Genomic DNA, 17607 nt, shown 5'->3' with positions numbered 1-17607 from the left:
GGCGGGACACCGGTCGGCGCGGGCGGAGCGCGCCGTTCGATCTCGTAAACCCGCAGCCGGAAACCTCCAGCCGGGCACCTCAGCCGGGCACCTCAGCAGGGACCTCGCTCGGCAGCTGCTGTTCCGCCCAGATGGTCTTGCCCGTGGCGGTGTACCGCGTGCCCCAGCGCTGGGCGACCTGCGCGACCAGGAAGAGGCCTCGCCCTCCCTCGTCGGTGGTGTGCGCACGGCGCATGTGCGGGGAGGTGTTGCTGGCGTCCGACACTTCGCAGATGAGAGTCCGCTCGTGGATCAGGCGCAGGCTGATCGGTCCGCAGGCGTGCTTGATGGCGTTGGTGATCAGTTCGCTCACGATCAGCTCGGTGGTGAAGGCGAGGTCCTCCAGACCCCACGCCGCCAGGCAGCGGACGGCGTGGTCGCGCGCCTCGTGCACCGCCTGGGGATCGGCGGGCACGTCCCAGGAGGCCACCCGGTCGGGGGCGAGGGCGCGGGTGCGGGCGATGAGGAAGGCGACGTCGTCGTGCGGATGGTCCGGCAGAAGGATGCGGACCATCGTGTCGCAGATCTCCTCCAGCGGCCGGTCGGGGTGGGCCAGGGCGAAGCACAGTCGCTCGAAGCCGACGTCGACGTCGCGGTCCGAGGCCTCGATCAGCCCGTCGGTGTACAGGGCGACGACGCTGCCCTCCTCCAGCTCGATCTCGGCCGACTCGAAGGGCAGACCGCCCAGTCCCAGTGGAGGGCCGGCGGGGATGTCGGGCAGTTCGACCGGCTCACTGAGGTGGGCGATGGCGGGCGTGGGGTGTCCGGCGCGCGCCACGTTGAGCTTCCGGGAGATCGGGTCGTAGACCGCGTAGACGCAGGTCGCACCGACCACCACGGGCCCGTTCTCGGCCGCTTCCGCCTCTTCGGCCAGGCGCAGGACGAGGTCGTCGACATGGGCGAGAAGCTCGTCGGGGGGCAGGTCCATGTCGGCCAGTGTCTGTACCGCCGCACGCAGCCGGCCCATGCTGGCGGCCGCGTGGATGCCATGGCCCACCACGTCGCCCACGACCAGGGCGATGCGGGCGCCGGAGAGCGGGATGACGTCGAACCAGTCACCGCCCACCCCGGCCTCGGCGTCGGTCGGGAGATAGCGGTAGGCGACCTCGACGGCGCAGTGATCGGGCAGATCCGGCGGCAGCAGACTGGTCTGGAGGGCGAGGGCCGCGTTGTGCTCGCGGACGAACCGCCGGGCGTTGTCCACGCACACCGCGGCCCGCGCCACCAGTTCCTCCACGAGCAGCAGGTCGTCCTCGTCGAACGGGCTGGGGTTCTCCCACCGCAGCAGCGTGACCACTCCCATGGTCGCGCCCCGCGCCCGGAGCGGCACCACCAGGTGGGTGTGCACCCCGAGACTGAGCAGCTTGGACAGGCGCCGCTCATCCCCGGCCAGCCACCACGTCGTCGGATCCAGCACCGGATCGAGGATCGGCCGGCCTGTGGTCAGGCACCGCCGTTGCGGGGACTTCGACGGGTACCCGGTGGGCTCCCCGACGGCGACGATCGCCTCCGGCAGCTCCTCGTGGATCGACAGGTGCACCGCCCGCTGGAGCGTGCCGCCGGTGACCGGCCCGGGGGCGAGGTTCCTGGCCGCGAGGACGCCCTGGAAGAGGTCGATCGCCGCGAAGTCGGCGAGCTGCGGCACGAGGACCTCGGCCAGTTCCTGCACCGTGCGGTCGAGGTCCAGGGTGGTGCCTATGCGCTGCGCCGCCTCGTTGACCAGGGCGAGCCGCTCGCGCGCCCGGTCCTGGGCGGTGAAGTCGACGGCGGTGTGACACACCCCGAGCGTCTTGCCGTCGACGTCCCTCAGCGGGAACGACGAGCGGAGCCTGAGCTGGCCCTGGGGGTTCCGGCGGGAAATGCCGTGCGGGGGCGCCACATGCTCCACGGCGGGCGTGACGCGGCCCGATGTCAACGCCTGACGCGCCTGCCAGTCCACGGCCGAGGGCACCTGTCCCAGTCCGGCGGACGCATCCGTGCGCGGGGCGGAGAGGTCGGCCGGCAGGCCCTCCATGGCGGCCAGCACCTGGTTCACCCACTGGAAGCGCAGCTGACTGTCGAGGACGGCGATGCCGATCGGTGACTCCTCCAGGAGGCCGCGCACCACGGCCTGATCGAGGTCCCATCGCCGCGCGTCGGACGCCGCACAGGCGACGGCGAGCCATACGGAGCCCTGCTCCGCGTGCAGCGGACAGACCCGCAGGGCCAGTTCGACCGGGTGGCCCGCCCGGTGCCGCGCGGTGATCATCCCCTCCCAGCCCTCCCCGACCCGCTGTGCCTCGGTGAGCAGCGAGGCCGGTGAGCGGTCACTGAGGAGAAGGGAGGTCGCCGGCCGCCCCAGCACACGGGGCGCCGGGTACCCGAGGAGGTCTTCCGCCCGGTGGCTCCAGTAGCGGATCAGGCCGTGCACGTCCACGAGGGCGACGGCGGCGGAGGTGATGCCGAACGGGTCGCCCCCGTGCTTGTCGGCCAGATCCCTGAGATCCATCGTGTCGGCCGCATCCGCGGGCGGGGTTACTGACACCACGGTCTCACATGGACCCGGGTGTGTCTCAGGACCGGGCCGCCGGGGCAAGCGCACAGGCGATCAGGTCGCCGTACCGCTCAGCGGTCCTGCGCGAGGGCGCCGATGGGTCCGCCGGCAGCGCGTCGGCGCCGATGCGGACAGGAGCGGCGGTGGCTTTCCGCCCCGCTCCCGTCCGCGCCGTGCCGGACCGGCTCCGCGCGTTACTGCCGGGGGCGCTCGAAGGTCAGCAGGAGTCCCTCCACGGCTCCGGGCCCGATGCGGCCCTTGACGTCGGCGGAGGTGATGGCCTTCAGACCCCAGCCGTCCTCGGCGTGCTTGTTCAGGACCTTCTCCAGCTTGTCGCTGTCCAGGGCGTCGCCGATCAGCGACTCCCGGAAGGTGACGACCTTGTACTCGTACGCGTAGCCACTGCTCATGGTGCGGGGTCCTCCTGATTGCCGGGGCGGGTGGTGGCGCGAAAGCCTGGGCAAGCTAATCATCATCGGGCCTCGCAGCTGAAGGACGTAGCGTGGTCCGCGGCAGAAGCGGGGCCCCTGGGGACCGCTCGACGGTGAGCCCTTGGTGGCGCGATGTGCTGGAGTGCGACGGCGGACCTCGCGGCAGGCAGCGGTGTCGCGGCGGTGGGGGCGGCCTGTGTGGCGCTCGTGCGCAGCGGCCGGGATCTCCCGCTCGCTGCGGTGCCGTTGCTGCTGGGGGCCCACCAGATCGTGGAGTCGGTGGTGTGGCGCTCGGGCGGGGGCGGCGGACCCGCGACCTTCCTCTGGGCCGTCATCGCCCTGCCGCTGCTGGCCGTATGGGTGCCGGCCGCAGCGATGTCGGTGGCCCCGCCCCACGCCCGGTACCGGCTGCTCCTCCCGCTGGCCGCGGGAGCGGTGACTGCCGCCCGGCTCGCCGACGGCCTTGCCGACCGACCCGTGACGGCCGAGATCCGCGGTCACACCGTCGGGTACGTCCTGCACGTCTCCCCGGTACCCCTGCTCGTCGTGGGCTACTTGCTGGCCACGGTCGGCTCTCTGCTGCTGTCCGGTGACCGGCGGCTGTTCCTGCTGGGCATGCTGGTCGCCGCGGGCGCGGCGGTCTGCTGGGCGTTGTGGCGGCTGGAGTTCGTCTCGACCTGGTGCGCTGTCGCCGCGCTGTCCTCGGTGATGCTCTTCGGCTGGGTGCGCGCACGCCGGACGTGGGGTCCGTGCGAAGGCACGGTTCGTGCATGAGTCGCTCGGCGTGCAGGGCCCGGCCCGCCGCCCGGTGGACCGCCGCCGCACTGCCAGGTGGGGAAGGTCGGTCGCGCATGCCGGATCGGCTCAGCGCGCCCCGGGGGCGCCGAGTGGCCCCGGGGCGCGCTGAGGTGTCATCCCGTGGTCAGCGCGGTCCGCTCCGTGCCGTCCTCCGCCGGCGACGCGCTCTCCTCCGGCGTACGGCCGCGCAGTGCGGTGACCACCAGCAGGGCCGAGAACAGGGCGGCCGAGCCGCACACCACGAATCCGATCGCGTAGCCGTGGCCGAGGGCGTCCAGTGCGTAGGCGCGGGCCGCGCCCGGCGGGGAGCTGGCGGGGACGGAGTTCAGGGCGAGCGGGCCGCCTTCCTTCAGCACCGCGTGCGCGGCGGCCTTCGTCCCGGCGTTCAGGGCCGACGAGCCGGCCAGCGAGGAGGTCACCCGGGAGGCCGCCTGGCTCAGCGCGACCGCGCCGATGACCGCGGGGCCGAGGGTGAAACCGAAGTCGCGCAGCAGGTTGGTCGCCGCGCTCGCCATGCCGGCCAGCGGCAGCGGCACCGTGTTGACGGCGGTCGCGGTGATGGACGACACCGTGAAGGCGAAGCCGATGCCGACCAGCCCGAGCGGCAGGATCAGCGAGGTCAGGTTCCGGTCGCCCACGTCGAGCCCGGCGGCCAGGAAGTCGCCCGCGGCGATCAGCGCGAGACCGGTCGTGAGCAGCGCCCGCGCGGGCAGCCGGTGCAGCAGCCGGGAGGTCAGCGGGGTGAGGACCGGGGTGATGCCGTTGAGAAGCAGGAACGCGAAGGCGGTGCGCATCGGGCTCTGGTGCTGGATGGGGCCGAGCCGGATGCTCGCCGCGTACGCCGTGCCCAGGAAGCTGAACATGCCCACGACGGCGACGACCGAGGCGATCGCGAAGGAACGGTTGCGGAACAGGTCCAGGCGCAGGAGCGGGGAGCGGGCCCGGCTCTCGGCTGCCACGAACAGGCCCACGAACACCGCGGCGATCACGAACGCCACCACCACCGGAGTCGACGCCCAGCCGTCCGTCGGCCCCTGGATGACGGCGTACAGCAGGGCGAACAGACCGACACCGATGGTGATCTGGCCGCCGACGTCGAGTGAACGGCCCTCCGGGGAGCGGGAGTTGGTCGCCATCCACAGGCTCACCAGGGCGCTCACCGCGGCCAGCACGGCGACCACCACGAACGCCGAGCGCCATGAGCCGTAGGTGCCGGTGATACCGCCGAGCAGCGGGGCGAGGAAGCCGCCCGCGGACAGGCTGGAGGCCCATACGGCGATGGCGCGGGCCCGCTGCGGGCCGGTGTGCGTACCGGCCGCGATCATCGCGAGCGAGGTGGGGAACAGCGCGGCGGCGCCGAGCCCGGCCAGCGCCTGCCCCACCCACAGCTGATGGATGCCGGAGGAACTCGCGGCGACGACCTCGCCCGCGCACAGCAGCGCGGCGCCGCCGACGAGGAGTTGTTTGCGGCCGAAGAGGTCGCCGAGCACGCCGAAGGAGAGTTCGAGCACGGCGACGGGCAGCAGGAACGCGTCGGAGATCCAGGTGAGTTGGGAGCCGACAGGGTGCAGGTGCTCCTGGAACAGGCCGTTGAGGGTGGCGGGTATGGCCAGGCCGATCTGCGCCAGGCAGACGGCGAGACAGCCGGCGACGAGCGTGCCGAGCGGGAGGGAACTGCGCGGGGTGGCGGATGCGTCGGACATGAACGGTCCCGGTGTCAGTGGTGGGTGGGGTGCGCCGTGCGGTCGCGGCCGACCGTCAGGCGTGCCGGGCGGTAGGGGACGTACGCCGCCCCGTCCAGCCCGAGCGCGGTGGCGGACCGCTGGAGCGCGGCCGGGGTCGCGGCGTCGTCCCAGTGGCCGGACGAGACGCGGTGTTCCAGTGCGTGCAGGGCGGCCACGGTCTCGGCGGTGGTGAACGTGCAGTGGCCCTGCCGCTCGACGTAGGCCTGCCGCAGCAGCGCCCCGTCCCCGGCGGCGCGCACCCGGTCGCCGAACTCCCGCTCCTGTTCGACCGGGACCAGGTTGTCGGCGATGGTGTGCACGTCCAGCAGCGGTACGCCGAGGCCCTGCCCGGCGGAGGAGGTTCGCTGCGCGGCGTCGACTGCGGCGGGGTCGGCGGTGATCGAGGCGCCCCGGGTCAGGGACGCCAGGTCGGCGCGCAGGTCGAGTCCGGCCGTCCGGTACAGGGCGCGGACCTGCGGGGCATGGACGGATCCGGCGAGCAGACGGGCGTAGTCCACGCCCTGGTTCCAGGAGTTGTTGCCGCCGGCCGACTGCTCGACGGCGTACCGGCCGCCCTCGACGAACGACAGGATGCCCTGGGCGAACCAGGCGTACTGCTGCTCCTGCTGGCCCGCCCAGTCCGTCGGTGCGGGCCGGTCCTGGCCGGGCGCCCAGGCGGGCAGGTTGAGGAAGGCCGCGGCGAGTGCGATCCGGGCGCGGCCCTGCGGGTTGGTCTGGGCGGCGGTGACGGCGTCGGTGAGCTTCCCGGCGGTGGCGGCCGCGGCGTCGGCGGAGCCGAAGCGCACCAGGCCGACGTCCTGCCCGGGCAGGAGCAGCCGGGCGATGGTGTACTCGGCGTCGAGCTGGTAGTTGTCCAGGTCGGTGCCGCCCGCGACCAGGCCGCACAGGCCGAGCGCGCCGTCGACGCGGCCGGCGCCGTCGCGGGCGATCTGCGCGTTGACGAGCCCGCCCATGGACTGGCCGACGGCCAGGGTGCGGCGCGGGGCACCGATCTTCGCGGTGACGGCGTCGAGGGTCGCGAACTGGTCGCGTTCGGCGCTGTTCAGGGCCCACATCGAGCCGTGGGGGTCGTACGAGGACCCGGCCATCGCGTAGCCCTCGGCGAGCAGCTCGGTGCGCACGGCGTCGGACGGGGCGTCCTTGGCGACGGTGGGGCCGAAGCCGTGGCTGAACAGCAGCAGGGTGCCGTTCCAGTGGGCGGGGACGTCCGCGATCCAGGTGGCACCGTCGGAGAGGGTGCCGGTGAGGTGGCCGGTGGCCGGCGTGTCCGCCTGGGCGGCGGGCGCGGGGACGGTGGCGAGGGCCGCGGACGCCAGCGTGGCCAGGGTGGCCAGGGCGACGCGCAGGCGGGTGCGGGGAGTTCGGGGGCGGGTGCTGGCAGGCATGGAGGTGGCTCCTTGTGGGCGGCTGCGGAGCGGAGACCTGGAAGATGCTCAGTGCACTGAACGAAGGTGAGGGGCGCTGAGCGAAGGTGTGGAGGAATGTAGGGCTGATTTCTTGCGGGGGTCAAGAGAATGCACAACATCGCTTCGGGCAGGAGCGCGTCGAGGTGCGGCACGCGTGAACGGCGCTACGCCGCCGGAATCGTCTCGATCACCCGGCGCGCCGCATCCCGGGCGGGCGCTTCCAGCAGGGCGTGGACCGTGCGGAACGTCTTCTCCGCCGCGGCCGCCGGCCAGTCCGCGGGCAGGTGCCGTACGGGCAACCGGGGGTCTGCGCGGATGACCTGGAGCCACTCGGCGGTCAGCCGGAGCCGCAGTGCGAGCGCGTCCTCGGCGGCCAGGTCCGCGCGACCCGACGCGTACGGCTGCCATGAATTCTCGAAATCCCGGTGACGAGTGGCCAGTTCAGCCAGATCCCAGGTGTCGTCGATCATCTCGGCGATGTCCATGCCGGCGTCCGCGTGCGCCCGGAAGACCTTCACATGCGCTGCCAGTCCCAGCTCGGCGACGATCCCGGAGACGTCGGTCTCGCCCGGCGCGATCCACAGCCCGCTGAACAGCGCACCGAAGCCCGCCCAGGTCAACTGGGAGCGCAGATCGTGCCGCTGGCGCTGCCACGACTCCGGGAGCGAGAAGCCGAGCAGGGTCCAGGTGCCGTCCCAGTCCCGGTTGACCGCGCCCGCCTTCCAGATGCGCCGCTCGCCGTCGCGCAGGATCGCCTCCGAGCGGTCGGTGAGACCGACATAGGTCCGCCGGCCCTCGCGCCGACGGCTCAGCAGACCGCGGCCGACCATGCGGGTGAGGGTGGACCGGGTGGCCTGCTCTCCGACACCGGCGCGCCGGAACACCTCGATGACGCTCCCCGTGTACACGCACACCCCGCGGCCCAGCACCTCGTCACCCAGGAAGCTGAGCAGGAGGGACTGGGGGCGGGGGACAGGACCGGTCACGTGGATACATTACGAGGCCGCGTCCCCCTCAGGTGAGCCCGTTGCCGGCGGCGCGGAGCAGAAGGGTGTGCAGTGTCTCCCGCTCGGCGGGGGCGAGCGGGGTGAGCAGCTCGTCGGTCACCCGCCGGCCCGCCTGGTCCGTATCGCGCAGGAACGCCTGGCCCTCCTCGGTGAGGACGACGATTCGGCTGCGCCGGTCGTCGGGAGCGGGGCGGCGCTCGGCGAACCCCAGTTTCTCCAGATCGTCCACCAGCCCGACGATCGCGCTGGGGTCGTAACCGAGCCGGGCGCTGAGTTCGCGCTGGAGTGCGCCCTCGCACGTGGCGAGCAGGCGCAGCACGGCATAGTGCCGCAGTCGCAGCCCCGACTCCTGCAGGAATGTGTTGAACAACTGACCGGAGCGCAGGCCCAGGCGGTACAGCAGGTAGCCCGTGTCCGCGTGCAGCGCTCGCATCCACGGCTCGTCCGCGTCGATCGGGGCCGGCTTCTCGGTGTGCTGGCGGGCGATGGCGGGCTCCCTGGGTCTCGGTGGTGGGGACTCCAGCATGACGCACTCGGAACGTCGACAACAACTATTGACGACAACAATTATTGCTCTTAGCTTCGATCTCGCAGCCGCACCTCTGCGCCCGATCCGCGCAGGCCTCCTGCCTCCACGACCCCACCCCATGCGAAGGGACCGCTCGTGTCCACCATCGATCTGACCGGCAAGGCCGCCGTCGTCACCGGAAGCGGCCGGGGCCTCGGCCTCGCCTATGCGCACGCCCTCGCCGCCCACGGCGCGTCCGTGGTCGTCAACGACATCGACGAAGCCGTGGCCGAGCAGGCCGTCAAGTCCCTCACCGAGGCCGGTGGCACCGCCGTGGCCGAAGTCGTCCCGGTCGGCACGGCCGAGGCCGCCGACCGGCTGGTCAACCGTGCCGTCGAGGAGTTCGGCCGGCTGGACGTCCTGGTCACCAACGCGGGCATCCTGCGCGACAAGGTGCTGTGGAAGATGACCGACGACGACTTCGACGCGGTGCTCACCACCCATCTGAGGGGCACCTTCACCTGCGCCCGCGCCGCCGCCGTACGCATGCGGGAGCAGGGCGAGGGCGGCACCCTCGTGCTCGTCGGCTCCCCGGCCGGGCAGCGCGGCAACTTCGGCCAGACCAACTACGCCGCCGCCAAGGCCGGCATCGCCGCCATGGCCCGCACCTGGTCCATGGAACTGGCCCGCGCGCACATCACCGTCAACGCCATCGTGCCGGTCGCCGCGACCGCGATGACCGAGACCATCCCCGCCTTCGCCCCGTACATCGAGGCCATGCGGAACGGCGCACCGCTGCCGGCGTTCCTGCGCAAGGGGGAGGGCTTCGGCACCCCCGAGGACTGCGCGGCCCTCGTCCCCTTCCTGGCCTCCGAGGCCGCCCGCGGCATCACCGGCCAGTGCATCGGCATCGGCGGCGACAAGGTGGCGCTGTGGTCGCATCCACAGGAGATCAGGACCGCGTACGCCGACGGCGGCTGGACCCCCGACGCCCTGGCCGACGCCTGGCCCACCTCGGTCGGCGCCGAGCCGCAGACCGTGGGCATCCCCGCGCCGAAGTTCCCGGAGGCGTGATGGCACCCGCACTGAGGCTCGACGACCTGGTCGCGATCGACGTCCACACCCACGCGGAGGTCTCCTCCAAGGGCCACTCCTCCCTGGACGACGACCTGCATGAGGCCTCCTCCGCCTACTTCAAGGTCGAGGGCAAGCGCAGGCCCACCCTTCAGGAGACCGCCGCGTACTACCGCGAGCGGCGGATGGCCGCCGTCGTCTTCACGGTGGACGCCCAGTCCGCGACCGGCACCGAGCCCGTCCCCAACGAGGAGGTCGCCGAGGCCGCGGCCGCGAACGCGGACGTGCTGATCCCGTTCGCCTCCATCGACCCCTTCCGCGGCAAGGCGGGCGTGCGACAGGCCCGGCGGCTGGTCGAGGAGTACGGGGTGCGGGGCTTCAAGTTCCACCCCAGCATCCAGGGCTTCTTCCCCGACGACCGCTCGGTGGCGTACGGCCTGTACGAGGTGATCGAGGAGACCGGCACCATCGCGCTCTTCCACACCGGCCAGACCGGCATCGGCGCCGGGGTTCCCGGAGGAGGCGGCATCCGCCTGAAGTACTCCAACCCGCTGCACGTGGACGACGTGGCCGCCGACTTCCCGCACCTGAAGATCATCCTGGCGCACCCGTCGTTCCCCTGGCAGGACGAGGCCCTGGCGGTGGCGACCCACAAGCCCGGCGTGCACATCGACCTCTCCGGCTGGTCGCCGAAGTACTTCCCGCCGCAACTGGTGCAGTACGCCAACACGCTGCTGCAGGACAAGGTCCTGTTCGGTTCCGACTTCCCGGTGCTCACCCCGGACCGATGGCTGGCCGACTTCGCGAAGCTGTCCATCAAGGACGAGGTCAGGCCGAAGATCCTCAAGGAGAACGCGGTCCGGTTGCTCGGGCTGACGAAACCGTAAGGGGTGTCAGATGCGCAACGAGGGACTGGGGTCGTGGCCCGCACGCCGGGCCCGCAAGACCCCGCACCGCACGGCCCTGATCCACGGCGAGCGGTCGACCGACTACCGCACCCTGCACGCACGCGTCACCCGCCTCGCCCACGCCCTGCGCGCCCGGGGCGTCAGGCGCGGCGACCGCATCGCCCACCTCGGCCCCAACCACCCCGCCTACCTGGAGACCCTGTTCGCCGCCGGCACCCTGGGAGCCGTCTTCGTCCCCCTCAACACCCGCCTCGCCGGCCCCGAGATCGCCTTCCAGCTCGCCGACTCCGGCGCCAAGGCCCTGATCCACGGCCCCGCGCACGCCGGGCTCGTCGCGGGACTGGCGGACGAGACGGACGTACGGACCTTCCTCGAGATCGGCGACGCATACGAAGAGGCCCTGGCGTCGGCGTCGCAGGAGCCGATCGACGAACCGGTCACCCCCGACGACACCTGCATCATCATGTACACCTCGGGGACGACCGGCCGCCCCAAGGGCGCGATGCTCACCCACGGCAACCTCACCTGGAACGCCGTCAACGTCCTGGTCGACCACGACCTGATCGCCGACGAGCGCGCCCTGGTCTCCGCACCCCTGTTCCACACCGCGGGCCTCAACATGCTGGCCCTGCCGGTGCTGCTCAAGGGCGGCACCTGCGTCCTGGAGGAGGCCTTCGACCCGGGGACCACCCTCGACCTGGTCGAACGGCACCGGATCACGTTCATGTTCGGGGTGCCGACGATGTTCGACCAGGTCGCCCGGCACCCCCGCTGGGCGGACGCCGACCTGTCGTCCCTGCGCATCCTGACCTGCGGCGGATCACCGGTGCCGACCCCGCTCATCGCCGCCTACCAGCAGCGCGGGCTCACCTTCCTCCAGGGATACGGCATGACGGAGGCCGCGCCCGGCACGCTCTTCCTGGACGCCGAGCACGCGGTCGGGAAGGCGGGCTCGGCGGGCGTACCGCACTTCTTCAGCGACGTACGGGTCGTACGGCCCGACCTCACCCCGGTCGGCGTCGGCGAGACCGGCGAGATCGTGGTGCGCGGACCGCATGTCATGCCCGGCTACTGGGGACTGCCCGAGGAGACCGAGGCCGCCTTCGCGGACGGCTGGTTCCGCAGCGGTGACGCGGCCCGGGTCGACGAGGACGGTTACGTGTACGTCGTCGACCGGATCAAGGACATGATCATCTCCGGTGGGGAGAACATCTACCCCGCCGAGATCGAGGACATCCTCCTCGCCCACCCCGGCATAGCCGAGTGCGCGGTGATCGGTGTCCCGGACGACAAGTGGGGTGAGGTGCCCCGCGCGGTCGTCGTCCCCGCCCCGGGAGCCGAACTCGACCCGGACGAGGTGCTGGCCGCACTGTCCGGACGGCTCGCCAAGTACAAGATCCCCAAGTCGGTGGTGGTCACGGACGAACTCCCGCGCACCGCCTCCGGAAAGCTCCTCAAATCCCGGGTGCGCAACCGCTACGGCACCCCAACGCCCTGACACGAAAGGCGAGTTATGAGCATCACCGTCAACGGCCTGGACGAACTGAAGAAGCTCGCCGGCAGCGACCTCGGCACCAGCGAGTGGATCGAGGTCACCCAGGAACGCATCGACACCTTCGCCGACGCCACCGGCGACCACCAGTGGATCCACACCGACCCCGAGCGCGCGGCCCAGGGCCCCTTCGGCGCGCCGATCGCGCACGGCTGCCTCACCCTGTCCCTGTTCATTCCGCTCTTCACCGAACTGCTGGATGTGCAGGGCGTGACCACCAAGGTCAACTACGGTCTGAACAAGGTGCGTTTCCCCGCGCCGGTGAAGGTCGGATCCCGCATCCGGCTGGCCGCCCGGCTCACCTCGGTCGAAGAGGTGCCCGGCGGCGTCCAGATCACCGTCGACGGCACGATCGAGGTGGAAGGCGGCACCAAGCCCGCCGCGGTTCTGCAGAGTCTGTCCCGGTTCTACGCCTGACCTCCTCGGCCGGGTGCTCGGGCCGCCGCCCGGGGCACGCGTGCTCGACCTGGCCTGCGGCTCGGGCGGGATCCGGATCAGGTCCGTCCACGGCGACGCCGCAGGGCATGTCGCCGAGGAACCCTTCGACGTTGCGGCCCCCGTCGGCGCCACCTTGATCGGCATCGGCGTGCCCCGCACGGTCCGCCTGCTGCGGCAGCCTCCGACCGGGACGAACGGTTCGGCTCATACTCGCGTTCGTAGCGGGCAACCGAGGCCGGGGCCGGCAGCGCACCGGTCCCTGACCGGGAGTCGTCGCCCGGCCGTCCCTTGTCCACCGCCATGCGCCGTCCGCAGGTACTCAGCCGGAACTGAGTACCTGCGCTCTGCCCGGCAGACGGCGTCGGCTGTCACGCTCGGGCCATGCGCCAAGGACTGATGAGACCCGTTGCCCGTCTGCTGCCGTTCCTCCTGCTCGCGGGGGTGTCAACGGCAGCGTGGGCGGCATGGCTGGGCTGGGACCAGCACCGCGACGTGCACCCCGACGGCTCGACGACCGGCCCGTACGAGGCGTGGCAGGTGATCGGGCTGGTGGTCACGCTGCTCGTGCCGGTGTGCTGGGCGGCATCCCGGCGCCATGTCCTCGGCACCGTGCTGGGCCCCACGGTCGGCCTCACCCTTGCCGCCTATGACGACTGGTCGGACGACTCCAGCGGACTCTTCATCATCGGCGTGGGCCTGGTCATGATCGGCAGCTTCGCCACGACCGCCATCATCTGCGCCGTTGCCGGCTCGGTGAGACAACGAAGGCCACGCACCGGTTTCTAGCCGCTTCCGCGGGCCAGGACGCGGCGGGCGGCCTCGGCCTCCGCGGCGGGCGGGGACAGCTCGTCGAGGGTGTCGAGCTCGTCGTCGGATTCCAGTTCCCGTTCCCAGGCCGCTGCGAGCCGTTCCTGCTCCTGGCGCGGTTTGGCACCGACAGAGTCCCGGTGATCGGGGTCCAGGGCTGCCAGGAATCGTACGACCGGATCTGTGGGCATGCCGTGCTCCTTGTCGCATGGAGGGGTGCCACCCTTGTCCAGCATCGCTGAACGAGCCCGCGTTGTCTGCTCGGTCTCGGTCGGGAACGTTCCCCTGCCCGCCCCACGCGGTCCCGCAGCCCTACTCGACAGCCGGGTCCTCCTGGCTGCACCGCACAGCCTTCTTCACCGCCTGCTCAACCTCTTGCGGGCTGGACCCGGTCGCCGCGGCGTGCGCGGCGATGGCGGCCTGCACGGCCTCGGACGCCTCGCGCCAGCGGCGCAGCTGAGCGTCGTACTCGTCACCGGTGAGGCCCGCGAGTTTCGCGCGCTCCTCCTCGGCGGTTCGTTCCAGCTTGATCAACCGATCGGGAACATCTGCCACGGTTTGGATCCTATGGCGAATCCACCGCTTCCACCCTCTCGCCGGGCACCCGATGGAGTGGGGCCAGGGGCGCCAGGTCGGTCAGAGAGCAACGGTGACCCGCAGCCGGATGTAGTCGCGCCCGAGCGGGCCGGGGCGGCGGGAGCCGTCCGGACGCCAGCTGTGCCGGGCGTAGAACGCCTGCGCCCGCGCGTTGGCCTCCCAGCACTCCAGCACTCCGTCGGTGAGCCCGTCCGCGTGCAGCCGCCGCACGAACGCCTCGTGCAGCAGGGTGCCGACACCGCGTCCCCAGCCGCCCGGCTCGACGCCGATCTGCTGCAGCTCCCGTACCGACGCGGCATCGACGTCGTCGAACTTCGGCGGGCCGTCCATCAGGAAGCCGACCACACGGCCCCCGGGGGTGGCGGCGACCAGCGCGCGGCCTTCGGCGACCCCACGCTCCCAGTAGGGGAGGATCCGCTCCGCGCCGTCCAGTTCCGTCGCCGGCAGGCCGCCCGCCGTGTAGTACGCCGTCCGCGTGCGGGTGTGGAGCACGGCCAGGGTCCGGGCCTCCTCGGTACGAGCAGGGCGGATGCTGCTCGATGTGATCGATGTACCGGTCATGCGGACGAGGACGCCCCGGGCCATCGACCGGTTCCGGCGGCGGAAGCCGTCGGCAACGCTTACCGCAGGGTGATCCGCCGGCCGAGGAGCAGGGCGCTCAGTACGGCGGTGACGATCGCGCCGAGAAGTGTGGCGCCGGGCGGCTGACGTACTTGCCCGGCTTCCCGCCCCGCGTGGCGCGAAAGAGTCGGACAGCGTCCGGTACGGGGTCTGCAGCCGGCCCGAGACGATGCAGCGGGCGGTTTCGGGGGTCTTGAAGCGTGGGTGCCGGCGGCAGGCCGTCGACACCGGCGGGGTGAGGCCGGCCGGCCGACGGCCTGGATCCCGGTCGGGCGCCCAGGAGCCAGGTGGCCAGGGACAGCGGGTAGGTGCCGAGGTCGAGGGGGGCGCCGGCGAGCTCGGGGCGCAGGATGCGGTGGCCGACGGCGAAGTGCCCGCCGTGGTCGGCCAGGACGGTGTGGATGTCGCCGAGCACGCCGGAATCGAGGACCGGGCGGACGACGCCCAGCGAGAGCGCCGGGCCCTCGCTTGCCGTTCCTCGCGGACGACCCGGACTCATTCCCGAGTCGCCGGGGCGAGCGGCTTGTCGCACATCACCGGTTTCCCCGCCCGTAGGGCGGCCACGGCGAGCTCCGCGTGGGTCGTGTCGTGCGAGGCGATGACGTCGGCGCCGACATCAGGGTCGGCGATCAGCGCGTGGCCGTCGCCGGTGGCCCGGGCTCCGGCCGCCGTGGCGACGCGCGCGGCCCGCTCCGCGTCGACGTCGGCGACGCTCACGACCTCCGCACCGGTCACCCAGGGGTGCGGTGTGTGCACGTGGTCGGCGCCCAGGGTGCCCACGCCGATGACCCCGATGCGTACGGTGCTCAGGCCAGGCTCACCCACGTCCCCCGCTCGGCCGAGCGCTCCATGGCATCCAGCGCCGCCGCCCCGGCCACGGCATCACTGAGCGTGGCGCCGACCGGGGTTCCCTCGGTGATGGAGCGCAGGAACCGGTACGCCTCGATGACCTTGAGGTCGTCGTAGCCCATGCTGGTCGCCGCGCCCGGCTGGAACGCGGCGTATTCGCCGTGGCCGGGGCGGACGTACACCGTGCTGACCGGCTGGTCCTGGTAGGTCGTGCCGCGGCTGACGGCGAGTTCGCCCATGCGGCGGAAGTCCCAGAAGACGGCGCCCTTGGTGCCGTGCACCTCGAAGCCGTAGTTGTTCTGCTCGCCGACCGACACGCGGCAGGCCTCCAGGACGCCGCGGGCACCGGAGGCGAAGCGCAGCAGGCAGTTGACGTAGTCCTCGTTCTCGACCGGACCGGGCTCGCCGCCGGTGGCGAGGGTGTGGCCGGCGGTGGCGCCGGCCGGCCGGGCGCGTTCGGGGAGGAAGATCGCGGTGTCGGCGATGAGCGAGGCGATGTCGCCGAGCAGGAAGCGGGCCAGGTCGACGCCGTGCGAGGCGAGGTCGCCGAGGACGCCGCTGCCGCCGCGTGCGCGCTCGTAGCGCCAGGTCAGGGCGCCGTCCGGGTGGGCGGCGTAGTCGCTGAGGAGGCGGATGCGGGCATGGGTGACCGTGCCGATCTCACCGGCGGCGATCAGCTCGCGGGCGGCCTCGACGGCGGGCGCGTTGCGGTAGTTGAAGCCGACGGTGCCCTGCACGCCGGCCTTGGTGACCGCGTCGGCGACCGCCCGGGCGTCGTCGGCGGTGAGCCCGACCGGCTTCTCGATCCAGATGTGTTTGCCGGCCTCGGCCATCGCCACGCCGATCTCGCGGTGCAGGAAGTTCGGGGCGGTGATGCTGACCGCCTGGATGCGCGGATCGGCGGCCACCTCCCGCCAGTCCCGGGTCGCGGCGGCGAAGCCGTACAGCCCGGCGGCCTCCTCGGCCCGGCCCGGTACCTCGTCCGCGACGGTGAGCAGGTGCGGCCGCACGGACAGCTGGGGGAAGTGGTGCGGCACACGGGCGTACGCCTGGGTGTGCACCCGCCCCATCCAGCCGAATCCGACGACGGCGACACCGAGCGTGTTCACCATGAGCGCCCTTCTTTGGACCGTTCCAGAGGTTGGGCGCCCAGCGTGGATCCCGTCTCTCCCGGGTGTCAAGGGTCTTTACAGCGGCGGATGGCTTGTGGAACGGTCCATGCCATGGGCAACCCGACCATCCGTGACGTCGCCGAGCGGGCCGGTGTCTCCAAGTCCCTGGTCTCGCTCGTGCTGCGCGGCTCGGAAGGGGTCAGGCCGGAGAAGCGCGAGGCCGTCCTCGCGGCGGTCGAATCGCTCGGTTACCGGCCCAACGCGGCGGCGCGCAGCCTGAGCGAGCGGCGTACCCGCACGGTGGGTGTGCTGCTCAACGACCTGCGCAATCCCTGGTTCGTGGAGCTGCTCGACGGCCTGAACGCGCGGCTGTACGACAACGGCCTGCACATGCTGCTGGCCGACGGCCACCTCAACCGGCGCCTCGGCGAGGACCTCACCCGGACCTTCACCGAACTCCGCGTGGACGGCCTGATCGCCGTCGGCACGCTCCAGGACCCCCAGGCCCTGCGCATGGCCGCCGGACTGGTGCCCACGGTCGTCGCCGGCACCCGGGAACCGGTGCTGCCCGGGGTGGACCTCGTCGCAGGCGACGACGAGCACGGAGCCCGCCTCGCCACCGAGCACCTCATCGGCCTCGGCCACCGGCACATCGCCCATATCGCCGGTCATGGCGCGGTCGGTGACCTGCGCCGGCGCAGCTTCGAGGCCATCATGCGCGAGCACGGCCTCGCCGGCACCGCGGTGGTGGAACAGGGCGACCTCACCGAGGAGGGCGGATACCGTGCGGCCGTCCGGCTCCTGAGCCGCCCGCACCGCCCGACCGCGGTCTTCGCGGTCAACGACATGACCTGCGTCGGCGCTCTCTCCGCCGCCGAGGAGACCGGTCTGCAGGTGCCCCGCGACCTCTCTCTGGTGGGCTACGACAACACCTATCTCTCCCGCCTGCGCCATCTGTGGCTGACCACCGTGGACAACGCCGGCCATGACGTGGGCCGCCGCGCCGCGCAGCGGCTGCTCGACCGGATCGAGGAACCGGACCGCCCGGGCGAGGTCGATCTCGCCACTCCCTTCCTGGAGGTGAGGGGCACGACGGCCCCGCCGCTCGGGGATTCCTGACGTGGCCGGTCCCGGTCGCCTCGTTGTGGCGCCCCAGAAACGATAGAAAGGTGATGTGAGCGA

At 72.2% G+C, this 17607-nt stretch carries 19 protein-coding genes; 7 read left to right on the top strand and 12 right to left on the bottom strand.

Translation table 11 applies throughout. The annotated features are described in order from the left end of the window. Positions 1 to 79: 79 nt before the first annotated feature. Together FB563_RS32860 and FB563_RS32855 are read right to left on the bottom strand one after the other, a co-directional pair. Positions 80 to 2527, bottom strand: coding sequence for a SpoIIE family protein phosphatase (locus tag FB563_RS32860; RefSeq protein WP_079048505.1), 2448 nt, complete (start codon positions 2525 to 2527; stop codon positions 80 to 82). A 239-nt stretch (positions 2528 to 2766) separates the two neighbouring features. Further along, positions 2767 to 2982 (bottom strand): DUF4177 domain-containing protein, encoded by a 216-nt coding sequence (locus FB563_RS32855; protein ID WP_055703870.1) that lies wholly within the window; start codon positions 2980 to 2982, stop codon positions 2767 to 2769. 153 nt (positions 2983 to 3135) lie between these two features. On the opposite strand from FB563_RS32855, the gene FB563_RS32850 reads away from it, so the two are divergent. Beyond that, positions 3136 to 3777 (top strand): DUF6629 family protein, encoded by a 642-nt coding sequence (locus tag FB563_RS32850; protein ID WP_055703869.1) that lies wholly within the window; start codon positions 3136 to 3138, stop codon positions 3775 to 3777. A gap of 137 nt (positions 3778 to 3914) precedes the next feature. On the opposite strand, the gene FB563_RS32845 is transcribed toward FB563_RS32850, so the two are convergent. The 4 genes from FB563_RS32845 to FB563_RS32830 all read right to left on the bottom strand — a co-directional run bounded on the left by FB563_RS32845 (position 3915) and on the right by FB563_RS32830 (position 8485). Further along, positions 3915 to 5504, bottom strand: coding sequence for an MFS transporter (locus FB563_RS32845; protein WP_055703868.1), 1590 nt, complete (start codon positions 5502 to 5504; stop codon positions 3915 to 3917). A 14-nt stretch (positions 5505 to 5518) separates the two neighbouring features. Next, the gene (locus FB563_RS32840; RefSeq protein ID WP_055703867.1) at positions 5519 to 6931 is read right to left on the bottom strand and encodes a hypothetical protein; all 1413 of its coding nucleotides are present in this window, start codon (positions 6929 to 6931) and stop codon (positions 5519 to 5521) included. A gap of 185 nt (positions 6932 to 7116) precedes the next feature. After that, entirely contained in the window at positions 7117 to 7944 is an 828-nt protein-coding gene (locus FB563_RS32835) for a PaaX family transcriptional regulator (protein WP_107100496.1), read from the bottom strand. A 22-nt stretch (positions 7945 to 7966) separates the two neighbouring features. Next, on the bottom strand, positions 7967 to 8485 hold the full coding sequence (locus FB563_RS32830; RefSeq protein WP_234357563.1) for a MarR family winged helix-turn-helix transcriptional regulator: 519 nt from the start codon (positions 8483 to 8485) through the stop codon (positions 7967 to 7969). A 138-nt stretch (positions 8486 to 8623) separates the two neighbouring features. Here FB563_RS32830 and FB563_RS32825 point away from each other — a divergent pair, with 138 nt between their 5' ends. From FB563_RS32825 to FB563_RS32800, 5 genes are all read left to right on the top strand, one after another. Beyond that, entirely contained in the window at positions 8624 to 9541 is a 918-nt protein-coding gene (locus FB563_RS32825) for an SDR family NAD(P)-dependent oxidoreductase (RefSeq protein WP_055703865.1), read from the top strand. Continuing rightward, positions 9541 to 10428 carry an amidohydrolase family protein gene (locus FB563_RS32820; protein ID WP_199832701.1) on the top strand — a complete coding sequence of 296 codons (888 nt, stop codon included), beginning with the start codon at positions 9541 to 9543 and terminating at the stop codon, positions 10426 to 10428. Before FB563_RS32825 ends, FB563_RS32820 begins: the two co-directional genes overlap by 1 nt. Before the next feature lie 10 nt (positions 10429 to 10438). Beyond that, positions 10439 to 11947: an o-succinylbenzoate--CoA ligase gene (gene menE / locus FB563_RS32815; protein WP_055703864.1), complete on the top strand. Its 1509-nt coding sequence runs from the start codon at positions 10439 to 10441 to the stop codon at positions 11945 to 11947. Between the two features lie 15 nt (positions 11948 to 11962). Further along, complete coding sequence (locus FB563_RS32810) at positions 11963 to 12418, top strand: MaoC family dehydratase (protein ID WP_055703863.1); 456 nt, start codon at positions 11963 to 11965, stop codon at positions 12416 to 12418. A 402-nt stretch (positions 12419 to 12820) separates the two neighbouring features. Then, positions 12821 to 13225: a hypothetical protein gene (locus tag FB563_RS32800; RefSeq protein WP_055703862.1), complete on the top strand. Its 405-nt coding sequence runs from the start codon at positions 12821 to 12823 to the stop codon at positions 13223 to 13225. Here the strand turns inward: FB563_RS32800 and FB563_RS32795 are convergent. From FB563_RS32795 to FB563_RS32770, 6 genes are all read right to left on the bottom strand, one after another. Beyond that, positions 13222 to 13437, bottom strand: coding sequence for a hypothetical protein (locus FB563_RS32795; protein ID WP_055703861.1), 216 nt, complete (start codon positions 13435 to 13437; stop codon positions 13222 to 13224). The two genes, FB563_RS32800 and FB563_RS32795, sit on opposite strands and share 4 nt — an antisense overlap. A gap of 121 nt (positions 13438 to 13558) precedes the next feature. Beyond that, complete coding sequence (locus FB563_RS32790; protein ID WP_234357562.1) at positions 13559 to 13801, bottom strand: hypothetical protein; 243 nt, start codon at positions 13799 to 13801, stop codon at positions 13559 to 13561. A gap of 81 nt (positions 13802 to 13882) precedes the next feature. Next, positions 13883 to 14404, bottom strand: a complete 522-nt coding sequence (locus FB563_RS32785) for a GNAT family N-acetyltransferase (protein ID WP_107100499.1) — start codon at positions 14402 to 14404, stop codon at positions 13883 to 13885. Positions 14405 to 14501: 97 nt separating this feature from the next. Beyond that, a complete protein-coding gene (locus FB563_RS32780) occupies positions 14502 to 14879 on the bottom strand; it encodes a Gfo/Idh/MocA family oxidoreductase (RefSeq protein WP_055703858.1) in 378 nt (125 codons plus the stop codon). Between the two features lie 80 nt (positions 14880 to 14959). Next, a complete protein-coding gene (locus FB563_RS32775; protein ID WP_234357561.1) occupies positions 14960 to 15289 on the bottom strand; it encodes a Gfo/Idh/MocA family protein in 330 nt (109 codons plus the stop codon). Beyond that, the gene (locus FB563_RS32770; RefSeq protein WP_055703856.1) at positions 15271 to 16425 is read right to left on the bottom strand and encodes a Gfo/Idh/MocA family protein; all 1155 of its coding nucleotides are present in this window, start codon (positions 16423 to 16425) and stop codon (positions 15271 to 15273) included. The genes FB563_RS32775 and FB563_RS32770 overlap by 19 nt, the downstream gene beginning before the upstream one ends. A gap of 111 nt (positions 16426 to 16536) precedes the next feature. Between FB563_RS32770 and FB563_RS32765 the strand changes: the two genes are divergently transcribed. Continuing rightward, positions 16537 to 17544 (top strand): LacI family DNA-binding transcriptional regulator, encoded by a 1008-nt coding sequence (locus FB563_RS32765; protein ID WP_055703855.1) that lies wholly within the window; start codon positions 16537 to 16539, stop codon positions 17542 to 17544. The last annotated feature ends 63 nt before the right edge of the window (positions 17545 to 17607 follow it).

It is taken from the genome of Streptomyces puniciscabiei, from assembly GCF_006715785.1.
In the GTDB taxonomy this organism is placed as follows: domain Bacteria; phylum Actinomycetota; class Actinomycetes; order Streptomycetales; family Streptomycetaceae; genus Streptomyces; species Streptomyces puniciscabiei.
Note: the sequence above shows the minus strand (reverse complement) of the source record. Positions and strands in the feature narration are given on the sequence as shown.

Excerpts from the sequence above, each read along its gene's own strand:
- FB563_RS32860 (WP_079048505.1), bottom strand. The coding sequence starts at position 2,527 with ATGGATCTCAGGGATCTGGCCGACAAGCACGGGGGCGACCCGTTCGGC.
- FB563_RS32855 (WP_055703870.1), bottom strand. The coding sequence starts at position 2,982 with ATGAGCAGTGGCTACGCGTACGAGTACAAGGTCGTCACCTTCCGGGAG.
- FB563_RS32850 (WP_055703869.1), top strand. The coding sequence starts at position 3,136 with ATGTGCTGGAGTGCGACGGCGGACCTCGCGGCAGGCAGCGGTGTCGCG.
- FB563_RS32845 (WP_055703868.1), bottom strand. The coding sequence starts at position 5,504 with ATGTCCGACGCATCCGCCACCCCGCGCAGTTCCCTCCCGCTCGGCACG.
- FB563_RS32840 (WP_055703867.1), bottom strand. The coding sequence starts at position 6,931 with ATGCCTGCCAGCACCCGCCCCCGAACTCCCCGCACCCGCCTGCGCGTC.
- FB563_RS32830 (WP_234357563.1), bottom strand. The coding sequence starts at position 8,485 with ATGCTGGAGTCCCCACCACCGAGACCCAGGGAGCCCGCCATCGCCCGC.
- FB563_RS32820 (WP_199832701.1), top strand. The coding sequence starts at position 9,541 with ATGGCACCCGCACTGAGGCTCGACGACCTGGTCGCGATCGACGTCCAC.
- menE (WP_055703864.1), top strand. The coding sequence starts at position 10,439 with ATGCGCAACGAGGGACTGGGGTCGTGGCCCGCACGCCGGGCCCGCAAG.
- FB563_RS32810 (WP_055703863.1), top strand. The coding sequence starts at position 11,963 with ATGAGCATCACCGTCAACGGCCTGGACGAACTGAAGAAGCTCGCCGGC.
- FB563_RS32800 (WP_055703862.1), top strand. The coding sequence starts at position 12,821 with ATGCGCCAAGGACTGATGAGACCCGTTGCCCGTCTGCTGCCGTTCCTC.
- FB563_RS32795 (WP_055703861.1), bottom strand. The coding sequence starts at position 13,437 with ATGCCCACAGATCCGGTCGTACGATTCCTGGCAGCCCTGGACCCCGAT.
- FB563_RS32785 (WP_107100499.1), bottom strand. The coding sequence starts at position 14,404 with ATGACCGGTACATCGATCACATCGAGCAGCATCCGCCCTGCTCGTACC.
- FB563_RS32770 (WP_055703856.1), bottom strand. The coding sequence starts at position 16,425 with ATGGTGAACACGCTCGGTGTCGCCGTCGTCGGATTCGGCTGGATGGGG.
- FB563_RS32765 (WP_055703855.1), top strand. The coding sequence starts at position 16,537 with ATGGGCAACCCGACCATCCGTGACGTCGCCGAGCGGGCCGGTGTCTCC.